Genomic DNA, 17,293 nt, shown 5'->3' on the forward strand with positions numbered 1-17,293 from the left:
CCAGCTCAGCCTCCAGAGGTGCGATCAGGTCATAGGTGGGAAGGTTGGTGCAGCTGACCACGATCGCCTCGGCATCGGGCGTGTCCGCCTGGCGGATCAGTTCTGCGGTCTGCGCGTAGGGCACCTCCCAGATGTGCCGATCGAGCCCGAGCTCCGCGCTGCCGGTCACGCCGACGCCGTACTCGTTGAGGAAGGACTCCATGAGGAGCGAAAGTGAGGGCAGATAGGGCGTCGCCGTCGCGACGCGTCGGATCCCGAGGGCGCTGAGCGCTTCAACGACGGCGCCGGACGCGGTCACCGCCTCCCGCGAGCCGGCATCGTTCATCGCACGCACGAGCTCTTCCTGCCCTGCGCGACCGCGCACGAAGCTGCCAGAGGAGCAGGCGTAGAGGACCACATCCGCACGTCCGGCGGTGACGCTGCGAACGCCATCGGTGACGATTCCTGCCTGCGCGACCTCCCGCGCGAACTCCACCGTGACGACGTCGTCCAGGAACGGTGTCCGGGTCAACAGCAGATCGACGTCGGCGGGGAGCCAGCGCCACAGCTCGGCGTCGAGCTCCATGTCAAACGGGATGACGACGCCGAGCGCGCCGCGGGGAGCCGGGCCGAACAGCGGGCCCTGGGTTTCCGGTGTCATGTCTGCTCCTATAAATCGCATGATGTGGCGTGACAAATACGACATTCCTCAGAGGTGCGCCATGACGACTCAACCGCACTGGGTGTGATGGAAACTCCGACTATAGGGGGTTCCGGCTGCTTGTGGGGGCTCCACCCGCTCGGTGATTCTGGTGGTCGAAGAACACCGGCGCGCAGCTTCACATCAGTCCGTCTCGGCGCGGGCGAAGCTCAGGGTCTCCCCGCGAGCGCCACCCATCCAGACGTCCTGGCACGCGGCCGCGAGCTCCTCGAGTCCCTCCTCGATCGTGGCGAAGACATTGCCCGGAACCCACCCGACGTCACCGTTGATCAGCAGGTTGTTGCGTCCATAGAACACGGCCAGGTCGATCAGCAACCGGTTCTCGGCGGTCCCTGCGGAGGCGTCGTATCCGTAGGCGGGGTTGTCCAGCACGCCCTCGAAGGTGAAATAGCAGAGGTCCCCCGGGATCGGCGTGACCGTCTGATTCTCGGGGCCGGGTTCCTCGGCGGCGAAGGCCGGGACCAGGGCGTAGATCTCATTGCGCGCGAACTTGCCGTGGAACACCTGTCCGGCCTGAGGCAGGGCCTGCCACACCGCCTCCGCGGTGCGCGGGGCCTCGTCGTCGAGCAGTCGCGCCCGTGCGGTGACGCCGCGCTTCTCCAGGGTGATGGTGAGGTACCGGGTCATCAGTAGTCTCCATTCGGTGAGCTGCAGGCGCCAGGGAACGATCTCTTATGATTGTCTACAATCTACCTGTAGATTTCTTGAGGACGCACCACGCACCACGAGAGGGACCTCCACCACCATGTACACCCTCGCCATCCTCTACCCGGGATACAGCGCGGAGGACGAGTTCCCCGCCCTCGAACAGCTGATCCCCGAGACCTCGTTCCGGGTGATCCACACCTGGGAGGGCAGCACCGACCACGATGTCGACGCACTGCTGACCCTGGGATCTCGGGCCAACCTGGTGCCCTCCGCCGAGAGGGCCCGCAAGCTCTCCCCCGACGCGGCGATGTGGGCGTGCACCTCCGGCAGCTTCGTCTATGGCCGGGAGGGCTGCCGAGAGCAGGCGGGATGGATCGAAGAGGCCGCCGGTGTCCCGTCCTCCTCCACCTCACTGGCCTTCGCCGAAGCGGTGCACCACCTGGGACTGGACAGGGTCGCGGTGGCCGCGACCTACCCGGAGGAGGTTGCCGCCCACTTCGTGCAGCTTCTGGAAGAGGACGGGATCACGGTGACCGCGCTGTCCACCTACGACGTGCCCAGCGGCGAGGACGCGGGCCGGTTGGACGCCGAGTGGGTGCTCGAGACCGCCCGCGCCGCCGACCTGACCGGCGCGCAGTGCCTGCTGATCCCGGACACTGCGCTGCATACGATCGCCGTGCTGCCCCGGCTCGAGGAGGCCCTGGGGGTTCCCGTGCTCACGGCCAACCAGGTCACCGCCTGGCAGGCGCTGCGGCTGGCCGGCCACCCTGCTGCCGCCGAGGGGCTCGGGGCCCTGTTCAGCCGCTGAGCAGGACATCGGCGCCTCGCGATATGGAGGTGCTCAGTCGAACCTCAGGAACGCTCGGATCGGCCCACCCTGGAACTCATCGGACCTGGTGTAGCCCAAGGCCTCGTAGAACGCCCTCTGCTGAGGCTCATCATCGGTGATCAGGACCTTCTGACGGACATGCGGGTATTCGGCGAGCGCCCGCTGCGCCAACGCTCGGCCCACCCCGGCTCTGCGGTGTGAGGGCAGAACCAGGATGTCTTGGAGATAGCAGATCGAGCTTCCGTCCGAGATGACCCGGGCCAGGCCCACCAGCAGCTGGTCATCGTGGGCGGCGACCAGGGTCGATGACCCTTCTAGGGCATGCCGGAGACTCTGAGGGTCGTCCGTGTAGGCGGTCCACTGCACTGCCGTATAGAGCGCAAGCACCTGATGGAAGGCCAGGTCCTCGGCTGCTACTACCTCGGTGGTGATCATCTGCTCATCGAACCACACGGGGTGGACGGCTGACCTGGTTGCGGCAGCGACACGGGCCACGATCGCGAGTTCTAGAGCACCGCTCTTCCACACCAAGACCCCCGGCAGATCGCGAAGACTGCGATTTGAATCTAGACCACCCAGTTGTAGCCATGCCCGACCACGAACAGAGGAACGGACGGCTCGATGCCCCCACACAGATGAAACGGAGCCGGGTGCCCAGCATCTGCTGCGGCAGTGCTCGGAATGCGTACTCCTCCCCGGGCACGTTGCGGGGCACCAAACCAGCGGATCACCGGGACGAGCAAGATCGTCGAGACTCCGTCAATCGATGTGGGTCCCGGCTTGATCGCACCTTATGGGCTTAATCGCACCCCGGCATGCGCATGAACTCCTGTGCAGAGTGATTGCTGTCCTGCCCAGAAACGTCGTTCACTACGACCGTGTCCAGCTCCGGGACTTCTCGACAGGTCATATTGAAGAACCAGCGCCCCATCTGCTCCCGTTCTTCGTCAAACATGGCTTCCTGGACATGGACCCGGACTGTCGAGTCGGACATCGTTTCGATGTCTGAAATTGCGTAGTACGGCGGGAGCGACAAGTCGTACCCATCCTGACTCAGGAGACCGGTGAATGAATCAACGTTAAACCCGCGCAACGCCGCTTCCGTTACGCGTTCACCGAGGTCGCCACCATCGCTCTCTTGTTGTTCCGGGACTCGATCCTCACGTTCCTGCTCTTCCGCGGCTTCAGCTTGCTCAGCCTGCTCTCGACTCTGCCGTGCTTCCTCGGCTTCGGCCTCCGCACGCTCCGTCTCTTCTGCAGCTTCTTGCTCGGCATCCTCCGCTGATTGAAGATCCGCTTCTTCTTCGGCTTCTTGGGCAGAAGCATCAGCATCCTCGTCGGCAACCGGGCGGATCAGGTTGACGATCACCTCGTCCTCCTCTTCCACCTCTATGCCCGCCTCAGGGTCGGTGGACTCGACTTCCCAGTTCGAAGGTTGCCACACCGATGACTCTGCGGCCTCGAGAGATGGCTCGAGTCCAGCGGCTTCGATAAGGTCACGGGCTTCGTCGCCGGGGAGGCCAAAAACATCTGGGACCGTCAAAGGCTCATCCTCAGTTCCGCCGCAGCCAACCAGCGTTATTGAGAGCGCGAAAATGCCGACGAAGGAGAAGTTCTTGAGAGTCATGCATTTAAATATACACAGCAGCAATGTGCGGCCTATACCCAGCCTTTTAAATCAATGTCCTCCCAGGCTCCAACCGGCACCGCAAGCGAAAATTTTATCCCTATTCAAAGAAGAGGAGCTAGAACTCCGTGCTCACTCGGGCACTCCGCGCTCTGCGATGCCCACACGGAAGCGCGGGTCAGCCTAAGTGCACCGGCGTCCGAAAGAACATCGGGAGGGTCTGGGAACCTCGACAATGATGCTCCCCCGCTGCCCTCGGGGCTTTTCGGCAGCCCTGGTTGGAGCCGCTTCCACTTCTGCGCCCTCAACGAGATCGAGAAGGCCCTTACGCCTCATCCGTCGCATGGCTATGCCATGTCCCACCGCTATTTCCGTCCATAGGGATGGGACATGGCATAGGGATGCGACAAACGGGCTCGAGGGCCCGGTGGCTCGGGGCTCGGGGGCCGGGGAGCTCGACAGCCCTGGGGCTCACGGGCCCGGGGGCCTAGCTCAGTGCGCGGCCTCGTGCCAGGAGGAGCCCACGCCCACGTGGACATCCAGCGGGACATCAAGCTCGGCGGCGGCACCCATGTGGGTGGTCACCAGCTTCTCCAGGGCCTCGCGCTCCCCCGAGGCCACCTCGAAGATGAGCTCATCGTGGACCTGCAGCAGCAGCCGGGACTCCATGCCCTCGGACCGCATCGCCGAGTCCACGCCGATCATCGCCTGTTTGATGATGTCGGCCGCGGACCCCTGAATCGGGGCATTGAGCGCGGCACGTTCGGCCATCTGGCGCAGCTGCCGGTTCTCGCTGGAGAGGTCCGGCAGGTAGCGGCGCCGGCCGAACAGCGTGGAGGTGAACCCGTCCTGCTTGGCCTGGGTGACCACCTCACGGAGGTAGTCCCGCACCCCGCCGAAGCGTTCGAAGTACTCGTTCATCAGGTTCCGGGCCTCATCGACCCCGATGCCCAGCTGCTTGGAGAGCCCGAAGCTGGAGAGCCCGTAGGCCAGCCCGTAGCTCATCGCCTTGACCTTGGACCGCTGCTCGGGGGTGATCTCCGAAGCCTCGACCCCGAAGACCTTGGCGCCGACGAAGTTGTGCAGGTCCTCCCCTGCCCGGAACGCCTCGATCAGCGCCTGGTCTCCGGAGAGGTGGGCCATGATCCGCATCTCGATCTGGGAGTAGTCCGCGGTCAGCAGGGTCTCGTAGCCGGGGCCGACCACGAAGGCGTCGCGGATCTTCCGACCGGCCGCGGTGCGCACCGGGATGTTCTGCAGGTTCGGGTTCAGCGAGGAGAGCCGCCCGGTGGCGGCCACGGTCTGCGCGTAGGTGGTGTGGATCCGCCCGTCACCGTTGACCGCCTCCGTCAGGCCGGTCACGGTCTGGCGCAGCTTGGTGGAGTCCCGGTGGTTCATCAGGTGCACCAGGAACTCGTTCTGGGTCTTGATCAGCAGCGACTGCAGGGTCTCCACGTCGGTGGAGTAGCCGGTCTTGTTCTTCTTGACCCCGGCGGTAGGCAGCTCCAGCTCCTCGAACAGCACCGTCTGCAGCTGCTTGGGCGAGCCGAGCTTCACCTCGTGTCCGACCACCGCATAGGCCTCCTGCGCGGAGGCCTCGATGGCCGCGGCGAACTCCGCGTCGAGCGAGTCCAGCTTCTTCGGGCTCACCGCGATGCCGGTGAGCTCCATCTGCAGCAGGATCTCGGCCAGCGGGATCTCCATCTCGCGCAGCAGCTTCTCGCCGTTGCGCTCGACCAGCTGTTCGCCCAGCGCCTGGGAGAGCTGATGCAGCAGCATCCCATGCAGCGCGGCAGTGTCCAGGTCCTCGGCGGTGACCCCAGGGAGCAGGTCCTGGGAGGAGAACAGGTCCGGCCCCTGAGCGCCGGGGGCCTCGGCGTCCTCGGTGCTGTGACCGCCGAGGTAGGCGGCCGGGTCGGTGGAGACGCCCAGGTACTGGGTGACCAGCTCGGTGAAGGCGAAGTTCCGCCGGTCCGGCTGGATCAGGTAGCCGCTGATCAGGGTGTCCTCCACGGCGCCGCGCAGGTGCAGCCCGCGCCAGGCCAGCCGTTTGCCGGCGTCCTTGATGTCGTGGACCAGCTTCGGCGCCTCCGGGTCACCCAGCCATTCGGCGAGCACCGCGTCGGCGGCAGCGTCGAGCGAGGTCAGCGAGAGCGCCAGCGCGGGGATGCCGGTCGGCTCGGGAGCCGAATCGGCGTCGTCGTCGGTCTTCGCCGCATCGGCGGCACCTGCCGCATCAGCGGCATCGGCAGCATCGGCAGCATCGGCAGCACCAGGCACGTCCCCGGAAGCTGAGGGCACCAGCACGACGGCGAGGGCCTCGGCCACACGGGCGGCCTCGTCACGCTTGGGCTTGGTGGTCAGCGATTCGCCGCTGCGGTCCAGGCAGACCGCGATCGCCATCGGGGCTCCGGCGTGGGCCTTCAGGAAGGTGCTGAGCTTCTCGGCCTCCTCGGTCACGGTGACCTCGGGCAGCGCCTCGGTCGGGGTGGGAGCGACCACGGTCTCCGGGAAGCGGGCGGAGAAGGTCTCGAAGAGCCGCTCGCGGATCTGGTTGAACTGCAGCGCGTCGAAGAGCGGGTCCAGCACCTCCCGGTCGGGGACCTGCAGCTCTGAGTCCTCCAGGGCCACCGGCAGCTCCAGGTCGCGCAGCAGCAGGTTCAGCTCCAGGTTGCGCTCCACATCGGCGAGAGCCTCGCGCAGGTTCTCCCCGGCCTTGCCGCCGATCAGGTGGGCGTTCTCGATGATCCCGCGGGTGGAGCCGTATTCGGCGATCCACTTTGCGGCCGTCTTGGGTCCCACCTTGGGCACGCCGGGCAGGTTGTCCGCGGACTCCCCCACCAGCGCGGCGAGGTCCGGGTACTTCAGCGGCGGGACCAGGTACTTCTCCTCCACCGCGGCCGGGTCGAGCATCGCGACCTTCGAAAGCCCGGAGGTGGGGTACATCAGGGTGGTGCGCTCGGTGACCAGCTGCAGGGTGTCGCGGTCACCGGAGACGATCAGGGTCTCCCAGCCGGCGGTGTCGGCCCGGGTGGCGTAGGTGGCGACGATGTCATCGGCCTCGTAGCCCTCTGAGGTCACCACGGCGATGTTCATGCCCTCGGCGACCTGCTTGATCAGGTCGATCTGGCCGCGGAACTCCTCGGGAGTCTTCGCGCGGCCCCCCTTGTACTCGGCGTAGGAGGTGTGCCGGAACGTCGGGGTGTCCAGGTCGAAGGCCAGGATCACGTGGGTGGGGAGTTCCTCACGGATCAGCTTGAGCAGCATGTTCGTGAAGCCGTGCACCGCGTTGGTGTATTGGCCGGAATCCGTCAGGAAGCTCTCGGTGGGCAGGGCGTAGAACGCCCGGAACGCCATGGAGTGACCGTCGATGACCAGGAGTTTATTGGGCTTAGTTGACACGCCCTCCAGCCTATCGCGAGCCCCGGGTTCACCCCAGACCTGCCCCGGCTGAGATGCCGGGCGCTGCGCCCGCGGGCATCTAAGCTGGAGCCCATGACTTCTCAGCATGACGCCACCACCACGAGCCACCCGGACGCCTCCGGGGATCCCCTGGCGCAGAACCCGCTCTCGAACCACCCCGTCCCCGGCGCGCCACCCCCTTCCCTGAGGAGGAGGAGCGGATCGCCCGGATGGACGCTGCGAACATTCCCGAGGAGTACCGGAAGTGGACCGGCCCACACGGGACCACCCCGCTGGGCGCGAAGATGGGGCTGCGCTACCTGCAGATGGGCCCGGACAAGATGGTCGCCACCATGCCGGTGGGAGGCAACGAGCAGAACGTGGGCCTCTTCCACGGCGGCGCGCACATGGTGCTCGCCGAGACGCTCGGATCGATCGCCGCGATCCTTCACGCGCGGGTCAACTTGGGCATAGACAACGCCGTGGTGGGCACCGAGCTCGGCGCCACCCACCACCGCTCGGTCACCGAGGGCACGGTCACCGCGACCTGCACCCCGATCAACCTGGGCCGGCAGCTGACCAGCCACGAGATCGTGATGACCGACGACGCCGGCCGCCGCCTCTCGACCGCCCGGATGACGAACATGATCCTGCCCAATCGGGACTGAGGAGCCTCTTCCAGCCAGCTCCCGGTCGATTCGTCGCATCCCTATGCCATGTCCCAGCTCTCCGGAAGCCGCCGAGGATCCCTGACCCGCTCCCGACCGCGTCCTTCCAAAAGCTTTGTCCGCATCCCTATGCCATGTCCCATCGCTATATCCGTGCATAGCGATGGGACATGGCATAGGGATGCGACAAAGCTTTTGGAAGGACGCGGCGGGAGCGGGTCAGGGATCCTCGGCGGCTTCCGGAGAGCTGACCACGCCGTCGGCGGCCCCGGCAAGCTCCGTGCGCGGAGAATATTGCAGTCTTGCAATAGCCATATAGGCCTCCAGGAACCTGCATTTCCCAGCGGATCGATGAGCCGAGCAACTTTTTTTGAGATTTCACCATCCGATCCCGATCCGGCTCCGAACAGTGCCTACGTGGAGTGATCGAGACCACGTTTACAAGTTGCACGACTACATCACCTTGACGAGGAGTCCCTTATGCGTACCTCCAAATTCTTTGCTGTTCCCACACTCGCTCTTGGCGCGCTGCTGCTCAGCGCAGCCCCAGCCATGGCCCACTCAGACCACGGCGGAGCCTCCGACGGCGTCGCCACCGCTGACTCCAGCCAGTCCTGGTCCTTCCAGACCAGCCTGGACCCGCTGAACAACTCCGGCACCGTCGGCGACGTCCTGATCGAGGGCCAGGGCAACCAGGCCACCGTCTACATGACCGTCGACGGCGCAGCCGAGACCTTCATGGATGGACCTCCCCACGCCCAGCACATCCACTTCGGCGCCCAGGGCCAGTGCCCCGGACCCGACGCTGACGTCGACGGCGACGGCGCCATCAACGTCGAAGAAGGCGCACCCTTCTACGGCGGCATCGGCACCTCACTGACCACCGAAGGCGACACCTCACCAGACTCCGGCCTGGCCGTGGAACGCTTCCCCGGTGGTTCTAGCTACACCTACGAACGTGACCTCGAGATCGCCGATGACGTGCTGGCCTCCATCGTYGATGGCACCGGCGTCATCGTGGTCCACGGCGTGGACCCGACCCTGCTGACCGAGGAAGCCGCGAACAAGCAGTCCGAGCTCGATGAGTCCCTGCCCAACGCAGCGACCCTGCCAGCAGCCTGTGGCACCCTGACCGCCTCACAGATGGACGGGATGCCTGAAGGCGGCGCCGACACCGGCGTTGCCGGCGGGTCCCAGGGTGCAGGCATGGCCATGGCCGCCGGCGGCGGCGTGCTCGCCCTCGGCGCGATCGGAGCCGGCGCATACTTCATGCGCCAGCGCCCCACCGAGTCCTGATCACGAGACGCAGAACGTAGACCCTCTGATGGTGAACCAAGTCATCTGAGGCGAATCGAATAATCGCATGTACGAGGCGGTGGCCCTGTGAGACTTTGTCGTCCTGCAGGGCCACTTCCATGCCCGCAACTTCGCGGCATGCTCGCTGGTCCGTTGTCGAAACGTCCCTGACCTCAGCGCCTTCTGCCGAACTCCCCCGGCTGCTGAGCCCCTCAAGGCCCACATCAGAAGCTCATCATCACGGCGATGACAGCCCCCAGAATCATGGAAGGTCCAAACGGCACGTCCGAGGTCCGGTTCCCTCTCCCGCTGACCAGGATCGCCAACGCCACCACTCCGTTGATGACGAAACCAAGCACCGTGCCCACAGCAACTTCCGCCCAGCCGAACCAACCCAGGAACGCTCCCACCACGACTGCAAACTTCACGTCACCGAGCCCGAGCCCATTCGGCGCGATGAACGCCAGCAGGAAGTACCCGGCAAGAAGGACGACGGCGGAAAGTATGCTGCGACCGAACGAGGACCACTCATCTGTCATGGCGGCCGCTGACGCCAGCGGGAGCAGCAGCGCCACAGCCGTACCTGCCACCAGGACGTCGGGCAGCCGGCGCACCAGCAGATCGGTCACCACCAGAAGTGCGCACCCCACTCCGACGGCGGTGAAGGCGACGAGCTCCGAGGCATTGCCAGCGATGCTCGCGGCGCCGAGGCCCGCCAAGGCTGCAAGAGCCGCTGCAGGAACACGTAGAAGACACCCAGTGCGCTGTGAATCTTCCTCGAGGAACGGGTGCAGGATCGGGGTGAGCAGCCAGGCCGAAAGTGCGGAGACCAGTGCCGTCACCAGTGGACCCAGCAGAGATTCACTCATCACATGCCGCTGAGGGAGTCCACGATGTTGATCGCAGCCGGGCCCATGACCACGATGAAGATCACGGGCAGGATGAACAGCATCAACGGAGCCAGGACCTTCACGGGAATCTTCTGAGCCTTCTCTTCTGCGCGCTGGCGCCGCTTGAGCCGCATCTCATCTGCCTGGGTCCGGAGCACGCTTGCAATGGAGACCCCGTAGGCGTCCGCCTGGATCACGGCGCGGACGAAGCGGCGCAGATCCACGACGGTGGTGCGGACGGTGAGTGCTTCGAAGGCCTGCCTGCGCGAATTGCCCATCTGGATGTCCTGCAGGGTGCGGACCAGCTCATTGGCCAGCGGTCCCTTCCCGTTCTGTGCGGCACGCGCCATGGCGGAGTCGAACCCCAGGCCGGCCTCCACAGCGATGGTCATCTGATCCAAGGTGTCGGCGAGCTCAAGCTCGATCTGCTGGTTGCGCTTGGTCCCCTCACTGTTGAGCAGCAGCTCCGGCAGGAAATACACCACCACAAAGACGCCCAGTGTCATCATCGCAAGAAGAGGTGGAGGCCCAGAAAAGAGGATGAGAGCGCTGATCGCCCCGGCGATCACGAGCCAGCTCAGCTTGAGCGTGAGCAGCTTCTCCACGGTCCATGCGCCCGGTCGTCCGGCCAAAGTGTGCTGTCGGTCCAATACCCGCACGACGAGGGCCGGGGTCATCCGCTTCGCGAGCGCCGAGAGAGACACATTGGGTGCCGTGGTGGATTGACCGCTCGTCGCGGCGACCAGTGTCACTCCCCCGCGACGAAGATTCGCCTGGGCTCCGCGACGGACGGGGTCTATTCCGGTCCACGCCAACCAGATGCAGGTGCCCACGGCAAGGGCCGCACAGAGCGCTGCGGAAACGATGAAGGGATCAATGGTCATCAGAACTTGATCTCCACTACTTTGCGAAGCCACAGCCCGCCGATGCTGAGCATGACAATGGCAAGGATCATCAGACCATAGCCGATCGTGGTCTGGGTGAAGGGGGCGAGATATGCGGGGTTGCTCATCAGGAGGAAGCCGGCAAGTCCGAAGGGAAGCACCATCAGGATCAATGCAGAGAGTCGTCCTTCGGCGCTGAGGGTCGCCACTTGGCGACGGATCTCATTGCGCTGCCTGATGGTGTTGGCCACGCCGTCGAGCACCTCGGCGAGGTTTCCACCGACCTCACGGTTGATCGCGATCGCCTGGGTGATCCAGGAGAAGTCCTCACTCGCCATGCGGGCCGCGGTCATGTCCAGGGCGACGCCGAGGTCCCGTCCCACCCGGGTCTCGTTGACGATGCGCACGAACTCATCTGAGGTGGGACTCTCTGCCTCCTTGGCGACCGAGGAGAGTGCCTGCGGCAGGCTGTGCCCGGCGCGTAGATTCGAGGCCATCAGCTGCAGCGAATCATCAAGCTGCTCGGCGAACTGCTTCTGCCGCTTCGAGATCCGCATCCCGAGCAGGAACTTCGCGCCCAGCGGGACCACGGCGGCGAAGAGGACTCCCAGCAGTCCCCCGCTGAGCACGAGCCCCAGAGCGAAACCGACCACCGAGCCCACAAGGACCAGGAATACGAAGTCCTGCGGTCGCAGCTTCACCGCGGCGAGCTCCAGCGTCGAAGCGCCCACCGGGGTCCCCCGTCGGTGGATCAGCCGCTCGACCAAGGCCGTGGCGGCGCCAGCTCCGCGCTCCAAAGCGCTGGGCCTCGGGACATGTCCGGGTTGTCGGCGCTCCAATGGCACACGCACGGGACCAGGAGAGAGCAGCAGGTAGGCAAGGACGCCCACGGCCGATGCCACGATCAGTACCGCACTGGCGAGGAGCCCGTGCTCGGCGAAGAGGTCGATCACCGGACCGATCACGGCACCGTGCCAGTCTCTGGGCGGGAGAAGATTCCCGGGGAGACCGTGATGCCCAGATCGGCGAAGCGCTCGGTGAACCGCGGGCGGATGCCGGTGGAGACGGGTTTCCCGAGGAACTTGCCGTCGTCGTCGACTCCGGCCGCGTAGTCGAAGAGGAAGACATCCTGGAGGGTGACCGTCTGACCCTCCATGCCGTGGACCTCGGTGACCGCGGTGACTCGGCGCGTCCCGTCCCGAAGACGTGTGAGCTGCACGATCAGATCGACCGCTGAGGCGATCTGTTCCCTGATGGCTCGCAGCGGCAGATCCATTCCGGCCATCAGCACCAGCGTCTCCAGCCGGGCAATCGCATCGCGGGGCGAGTTCGCATGGACGGTGGAGAGGGATCCGTCGTGGCCGGTGTTCATCGCCTGGAGCATGTCGAGGCTCTCTCCGCCGCGGACCTCGCCGACGACGATCCGATCCGGTCGCATGCGCAATGAGTTGCGCACCAGATCGCGGATGCTGACCTCGCCCTTGCCCTCCACATTGGGGGGCCTAGACTCCAACCGGACCACATGGTCCTGCTGAAGCTGGAGCTCCACCGCATCTTCGATGGTGACGATCCGCTCGCCCTCCGGGATGAAGGAGGAGAGCACATTGAGCAACGTGGTCTTTCCTGAACCGGTGCCACCGGAAACGATGACATTGAGCTTGGCCGCCACGCAGGCGTCCAGCAGCTCAGCCATCTCCGGGCTGAGCGTGCCGAAGCGGACAAGGTCGGCCACCTTGAAGGGATCCTTGCTGAACTTCCTGATCGTCAGCGAGGACCCGTTGAAGGCCAGCGGCGGGATCACGGCATTCACGCGCGAGCCATCCAAGAGCCGGGCGTCGACCATCGGTGCGGACTCGTCGATCCGACGTCCGATCCGCGAGACGATCCGTTCGATCACCAGCCGCAGATGCTCCTCAGAGGCGAAGCGACTCGCTGCCCGCTGCAGCTGTCCAGACTTCTCGATGTAGATCATGTCCGGTCCGTTGACCATCACCTCGGTGACGGTCTCGTCATCGAGCAGCCGCTGCAGCGGTCCGTAGCCGAGCACGTCGTCCTGGACCTCGGCGGTCAGCCGCTTGCGCTCCTCGGTGCTCAGCGGAATGGAGGACTTCTCGATGACGGCGTTCAGCTCCGCCCGCACCAGGGCATGAAGCTGGCGCTCATCCAAAGACGGGTCATTGAGCCGGGCCCCGATCCGCTGGAACAACGTCGCGGCGGCGCTGTCCTTCAGGCGACGCAGCGCATCGTCGGGCTCCTCAGGACGGGCCGGAGCGGGAGGACGTTCACGGGCACTGGCGACAGTCCGGCGAGTAACAGGCTGCGCGGGAACCGGGGTAGGGGCCTCGTGGACGGGCGAAGGTTCCCTCACTGTCGGCGCAGGAGCGGCGCGGACCGGTTCAGCCTGGGACTGCTGACCCCCCTGAGCCGCTTTCAGCCGTTCAGAGAGGCTCATGTCTTCTTCCCCTTTGCGCGCAGCCGCCCACGCCTGTCCAGCGTGGTTCCTGCGGGGAGCAGCATGTTTGCCAGCGATACCAGCGATCTCACGAGCGGATCCCGTGTCTGTGACTGCAGGAGCGGGGCCCCGATGTTGATCGAGGCGGGTGCTCCCTTAGACCGAGGTATGGCGGTGCCCACCGGGACGCCCAGTGTCTGTTCCACATCCTTCAACGCGACCCCGTCGGCGGCATCAGAGTGGTTGACCACCACGTGATACCGCTCGGTGAACATCTGAAGCACCGACAGCGTGTCGACGATCTTGCGCAGCCCGCTGAGTGCGGGCACGCTCAGGGTGGTGAGCAAGAGCGGATCGGTGGTGTGATCCAACGCCCCCAGTGTGTGGTCAGCCAACCCTGGGGATGTATCGACCACCACGTAGGGGAACTCCTGGGTCAGCACCTGCAGCAGCTGACTGATCTGGGCGCTGGTAATGCCGTCGGCGGCGGCGGGATCCGCAGGCGCGGGCAGCACGTAGAGCCCGGTCTCGTGCAGCGTCAGACGGGTCTTGAGCGCAATGGTGTCTCCGGTCGCCACGCTCTGCAGCGCGTCCGGGAGGAAATGCTCCGGCGAGAGGCTCAGCGCCGTGGCGACATCGCCGAACTGCAGATCCAGGTCCACGATCACCGTCGAGTGCGGCACGGCCTGAGCCAGCGCGACAGCGAGGTTGGTCGTCACGGTCGTCTTGCCCACGCCTCCCTTGGCGGAGACGACGGTGATCACCCGGCCGCTCGGACCCTTGGGCGAGGTCTCGGCACGACGGGCCGCAAGAGCTTCGGCCTGTTGCTTCGCCTTGCCGAGGGCCCGACTGACCTGCGACAGGTCGGCCCCCGGGGAAAGCAGATCGGTGACCCCGGCGCGCATGGCCCCAAGACCGAGCGCTTCGGGCTGATCGGTGACCAGCAGCACCACGGTGTCCGGATGCTCAGTGTGGAATCGAGCCGCCAGCGCGAGGCAGAGATCAGGGTCGCGCCGGGAGTCCATCACCATCACGCCCGGAACCGAGCCTCCCTGGAGTCGTCCAAGCAGGTCTGCTGGATCCTCCGAATATGGAACGCGCAGAGAAAGGTATCCGGCCCCGGCTGCCTGCGTGTAGACGGCTTCGAGGTCGACATCCGCGCCGGAGAACGCGATGCGGATCATCGCAGCACGTCCTGGACTTCTGCGGAACCGGACTCAACTTCAGGGCCCGATTCGGGCTCAAGCGAGAGCCAGACTCCATGGAACTCCGCAGCGTGAGCAACAAGCCTGGCATCGCTGGCTTCCACGGCAAGGGTCACCATGAGAGTGTCTGCTGCAGGCGTGGTGGTCTCAACCCCTTCATCGTCGACGCCCTCGGTGACTCCACCGTCCACTCGGGTGACGAGGACCTTCTGCAGCGTCAACTGGGTCTCCTGGGGATCAGAGGCACTGACGAAGAACCCGACAGTATCTCCCGGCGTCAGGTGCCCGCCGATCACCCTCGTGGTGGGCAGTTGGACGGTGATCTCGTGGAAGCCCTCAGGGGCATCGACCTTCATCGGATCTTCGAGCTCTTCCGGCGATGCGAAGCGGCCCTCGACCAGCTGTTCGCCCGGGTAGAGCGTCGTGGTCGTCAGCTCTCCCGCCACATCCTCGAGTGAGCCGATGCCACCGGGGATGACGGCCGAGCTGGGCACCTCATCGGTGGACACAGAGTCGGTCATCTCGCTCACCGGGGTGCCTTCTGGGACCGATTCGGTCACCACCAACACGGACTCGGGTGACATGTCCGCCATCGCCCGTTCATCCGCAGTGTTGACATACCTGACCACCAACAGAGCGGCAAGACCAGCGAGGAGGACTGCAAGGACAGCGGCGATAAAACGACGGGACAATGAACAGCCCTTACTCGGTCAGGGCCACGACAGCAGCACCCATACGGGGCCCGCTGGGGCTGTAGTCGAAATTTTCGGTCAGGTCCACGAAACGGTCAAAGCTCCCCCGGATACACCGTTCGCTGCCGCCGCAGGGAGCTGGGGATGGATGACTGTACTGGCCAGCGAAGTAGTAACCGGAAAGGGTGAACGCCGCATACCAGAACACACGGTACTCACCGCTGTTGCCAGTTCCTCTGGTCTGATCAAAGATGGGCAGAAGAACAGTTTTGCCCAACCACTTCTGGAACTCGGCGTTGTTGCAGGGCGACGGGACGTTATTACCCGTGTCAGACCCCACCCACCCGCCGATGATGGATTCGGTTTTTCCACAGTTGGTGGAACTGGGCGTCAACCAACCGAAGCCACCTGGAACTGCATTGCCGGAAGGCCCCGTACACGTAGTGGCGGACGACTTGGTGAAATTAATGGTGCGCTGAGCGCTCGTTGACGGCATATTTACCCCGATCACAGTTCCGTTTGGATCCCGTAGAACCGTGATTCCAGCTTGTGCCGTCAAAGCACACCAGGAGAAGGCCACCGGAAGAACTGCGGTTCCCCCAGTGGGATACCCCCACCGGGCACCAGACTGGGCCTGCAGCCGAGTGGAGTTGATCCCGACGATTGGGGCGAACCAGTGCTCGCGGACGGCGCTTGTCTGGACTTTCACCTCGCCAGCGGTTTCATCCAAGGACTCGATCTCACCGATGGCACCGGCTGCATTGAGATTCGCCGAGGCCATGCTCTGGGCCGTGGCAGCCGTGGTGGCGCAGTCATCGCGCGCGCAGTCCTGGGCGACGGCGAGGGCCCCAGCATCGGCACCGGTCTGGAGTTGCTGCTGCTCGGCGTGCATCGCGCCGACGTCGATGGCCAGTGCTGCCAGGATCATGATCGGGACCATCATGAGCGCCGTGATGACCGCCGAGGCGCCCCGGTCGCGTCCCTTCTCCAGGCGACTCGTCAGGGTCGCGAACTGGGCCCTCAGCCGTTGCATCGCATAGTCCCCTTGCCCGTAAGTGTGACCGTTCCGATGCCGCCCAGAAGCTGCATCGGATAGCTGATCGTCACCGTGGCGGTACCTGGACCCGAGGTGCCAGCCGCCTCACAGGTGGCGGGGGTGATATTGATCTGCCCGGCGGAGAGACTCGCAGAAGGTGCTGCCGAGGCGATCGCGGTATCTCGGGCGGCTGTTCGGGGGTCAGTCCCGCCGGATGTGTCTTGCAGGGCCATCACTCGTACGCCATCACGGGCAGCATTGGACAGTGCGGACTGGACATGGAAAGCGTGACCGAACGCGATGATGCCAAGCAGCATCAGCACCAGAATCGGGGCAACGAGGGCGAACTCCACGGCAGAGGCGCCGCGATCACGCTCTCGTGCTCTCATGTCTTGCCCCTTCTGCGGGATTGACGCAACAGTGCCTGTAAGACCCAAGTTGCCGGTGGAACCCCCTGAGGGCGCCACCGGCAACTAGTCATGGGAAGCGGTTATTAGCCCCCGACACCTTCGAGATCGGTGTTCACGCCGGTGAAGAGGTCGTTTAGTGTGCCACCGAGAGCAAGAACAGCACCAATAATCACCACAGCGATCAGCCCCACCAGGAGCCCGTACTCCACGGCGGTGGCACCCTTGTCTTTACGTCCTTCGAAGCGATCAGTCATGAAGGACTGAAGAGTGGCAATGAGAGCGAATGTGCGAGTCATAACGATTCCTTACTTCAAGTAGGGCCTTTTGGCCTGATTCTGAGAGGCCCTCGTCCAACAGGAATCGGTGCCTGGAAATGAGTCTGACAGCACTTTGCAGGCTCTTCACACTTGGATCGCGAATCTCCCGACCCAGCCCGCACTCCCGTCTAGGCCGCCGCACCGCAGTTCGAATCACCAATGCGGCACATCATGTCAAGACTGCATGGCGGGTCAGCACGCGCAACTGAGCGCTCACCGCCTGCCTCTCCCGTGATG

General features: G+C 65.0%; 17 protein-coding genes. 3 read left to right on the plus strand and 14 right to left on the minus strand.

The genetic code is table 11. From position 1 onward, the window contains the following. Together BG28_RS05660 and BG28_RS05665 are read right to left on the minus strand one after the other, a co-directional pair. On the minus strand, window positions 1–640 hold a 640-nt coding region (locus BG28_RS05660), incomplete at its 3' end, for a hypothetical protein (RefSeq protein WP_036474796.1). Window positions 641–823: 183 nt separating this feature from the next. Further along, the gene (locus BG28_RS05665; RefSeq protein ID WP_036474797.1) at window positions 824–1,327 is read right to left on the minus strand and encodes a DUF3830 family protein; all 504 of its coding nucleotides are present in this window, start codon (window positions 1,325–1,327) and stop codon (window positions 824–826) included. Window positions 1,328–1,445: 118 nt separating this feature from the next. Between BG28_RS05665 and BG28_RS05670 the strand changes: the two genes are divergently transcribed. Continuing rightward, window positions 1,446–2,156: a maleate cis-trans isomerase gene (locus tag BG28_RS05670; RefSeq protein WP_036474800.1), complete on the plus strand. Its 711-nt coding sequence runs from the start codon at window positions 1,446–1,448 to the stop codon at window positions 2,154–2,156. A gap of 33 nt (window positions 2,157–2,189) precedes the next feature. Here the strand turns inward: BG28_RS05670 and BG28_RS05675 are convergent, their stop codons facing one another. From BG28_RS05675 to polA, 3 genes are all read right to left on the minus strand, one after another. Further along, on the minus strand, window positions 2,190–2,612 hold the full coding sequence (locus BG28_RS05675; RefSeq protein ID WP_051501056.1) for a GNAT family N-acetyltransferase: 423 nt from the start codon (window positions 2,610–2,612) through the stop codon (window positions 2,190–2,192). 364 nt (window positions 2,613–2,976) lie between these two features. Further along, entirely contained in the window at window positions 2,977–3,804 is an 828-nt protein-coding gene (locus tag BG28_RS14280; protein WP_152539227.1) for a PASTA domain-containing protein, read from the minus strand. 492 nt (window positions 3,805–4,296) lie between these two features. Continuing rightward, window positions 4,297–7,161, minus strand: a complete 2,865-nt coding sequence (gene polA, locus BG28_RS05690) for a DNA polymerase I (RefSeq protein ID WP_036474805.1) — start codon at window positions 7,159–7,161, stop codon at window positions 4,297–4,299. A gap of 275 nt (window positions 7,162–7,436) precedes the next feature. On the opposite strand from polA, the gene BG28_RS05695 reads away from it, so the two are divergent. Then, complete coding sequence (locus tag BG28_RS05695; protein WP_051501058.1) at window positions 7,437–7,874, plus strand: hotdog fold thioesterase; 438 nt, start codon at window positions 7,437–7,439, stop codon at window positions 7,872–7,874. A gap of 480 nt (window positions 7,875–8,354) precedes the next feature. Next, the gene (locus BG28_RS05700; RefSeq protein ID WP_036474808.1) at window positions 8,355–9,170 is read left to right on the plus strand and encodes a hypothetical protein; all 816 of its coding nucleotides are present in this window, start codon (window positions 8,355–8,357) and stop codon (window positions 9,168–9,170) included. A 224-nt stretch (window positions 9,171–9,394) separates the two neighbouring features. Here BG28_RS05700 and BG28_RS05710 read toward each other — a convergent pair whose 3' ends face one another. From BG28_RS05710 to BG28_RS05750, 9 genes are all read right to left on the minus strand, one after another. Further along, window positions 9,395–10,039, minus strand: coding sequence for an A24 family peptidase (locus BG28_RS05710; RefSeq protein WP_036474811.1), 645 nt, complete (start codon window positions 10,037–10,039; stop codon window positions 9,395–9,397). Then, entirely contained in the window at window positions 10,039–10,944 is a 906-nt protein-coding gene (locus BG28_RS05715) for a type II secretion system F family protein (protein ID WP_036474812.1), read from the minus strand. The genes BG28_RS05710 and BG28_RS05715 overlap by 1 nt, the downstream gene beginning before the upstream one ends. Beyond that, window positions 10,944–11,909 carry a type II secretion system F family protein gene (locus BG28_RS05720; protein ID WP_235180991.1) on the minus strand — a complete coding sequence of 322 codons (966 nt, stop codon included), beginning with the start codon at window positions 11,907–11,909 and terminating at the stop codon, window positions 10,944–10,946. Before BG28_RS05720 ends, BG28_RS05715 begins: the two co-directional genes overlap by 1 nt. Continuing rightward, complete coding sequence (locus tag BG28_RS05725; RefSeq protein ID WP_036474814.1) at window positions 11,906–13,396, minus strand: CpaF family protein; 1,491 nt, start codon at window positions 13,394–13,396, stop codon at window positions 11,906–11,908. The genes BG28_RS05720 and BG28_RS05725 overlap by 4 nt, the downstream gene beginning before the upstream one ends. Further along, window positions 13,393–14,580 (minus strand): AAA family ATPase, encoded by a 1,188-nt coding sequence (locus tag BG28_RS05730; protein WP_036474815.1) that lies wholly within the window; start codon window positions 14,578–14,580, stop codon window positions 13,393–13,395. Before BG28_RS05730 ends, BG28_RS05725 begins: the two co-directional genes overlap by 4 nt. Beyond that, window positions 14,577–15,293 (minus strand): Flp pilus assembly protein CpaB, encoded by a 717-nt coding sequence (gene cpaB, locus BG28_RS05735; protein ID WP_036474817.1) that lies wholly within the window; start codon window positions 15,291–15,293, stop codon window positions 14,577–14,579. Before cpaB ends, BG28_RS05730 begins: the two co-directional genes overlap by 4 nt. 10 nt (window positions 15,294–15,303) lie before the next feature. Then, entirely contained in the window at window positions 15,304–16,326 is a 1,023-nt protein-coding gene (locus BG28_RS05740; RefSeq protein WP_036474818.1) for a TadE/TadG family type IV pilus assembly protein, read from the minus strand. Continuing rightward, window positions 16,314–16,682, minus strand: coding sequence for a TadE family protein (locus BG28_RS05745; protein ID WP_235180992.1), 369 nt, complete (start codon window positions 16,680–16,682; stop codon window positions 16,314–16,316). The genes BG28_RS05740 and BG28_RS05745 overlap by 13 nt, the downstream gene beginning before the upstream one ends. 140 nt (window positions 16,683–16,822) lie before the next feature. Beyond that, the gene (locus tag BG28_RS05750) at window positions 16,823–17,035 is read right to left on the minus strand and encodes a Flp family type IVb pilin (protein ID WP_036474822.1); all 213 of its coding nucleotides are present in this window, start codon (window positions 17,033–17,035) and stop codon (window positions 16,823–16,825) included. Between the last annotated feature and the right edge of the window lie 258 nt (window positions 17,036–17,293).

It is taken from the genome of Nesterenkonia sp. AN1 (assembly GCF_000582475.1).
Lineage (GTDB): Bacteria > Actinomycetota > Actinomycetes > Actinomycetales > Micrococcaceae > Nesterenkonia > Nesterenkonia aurantiaca.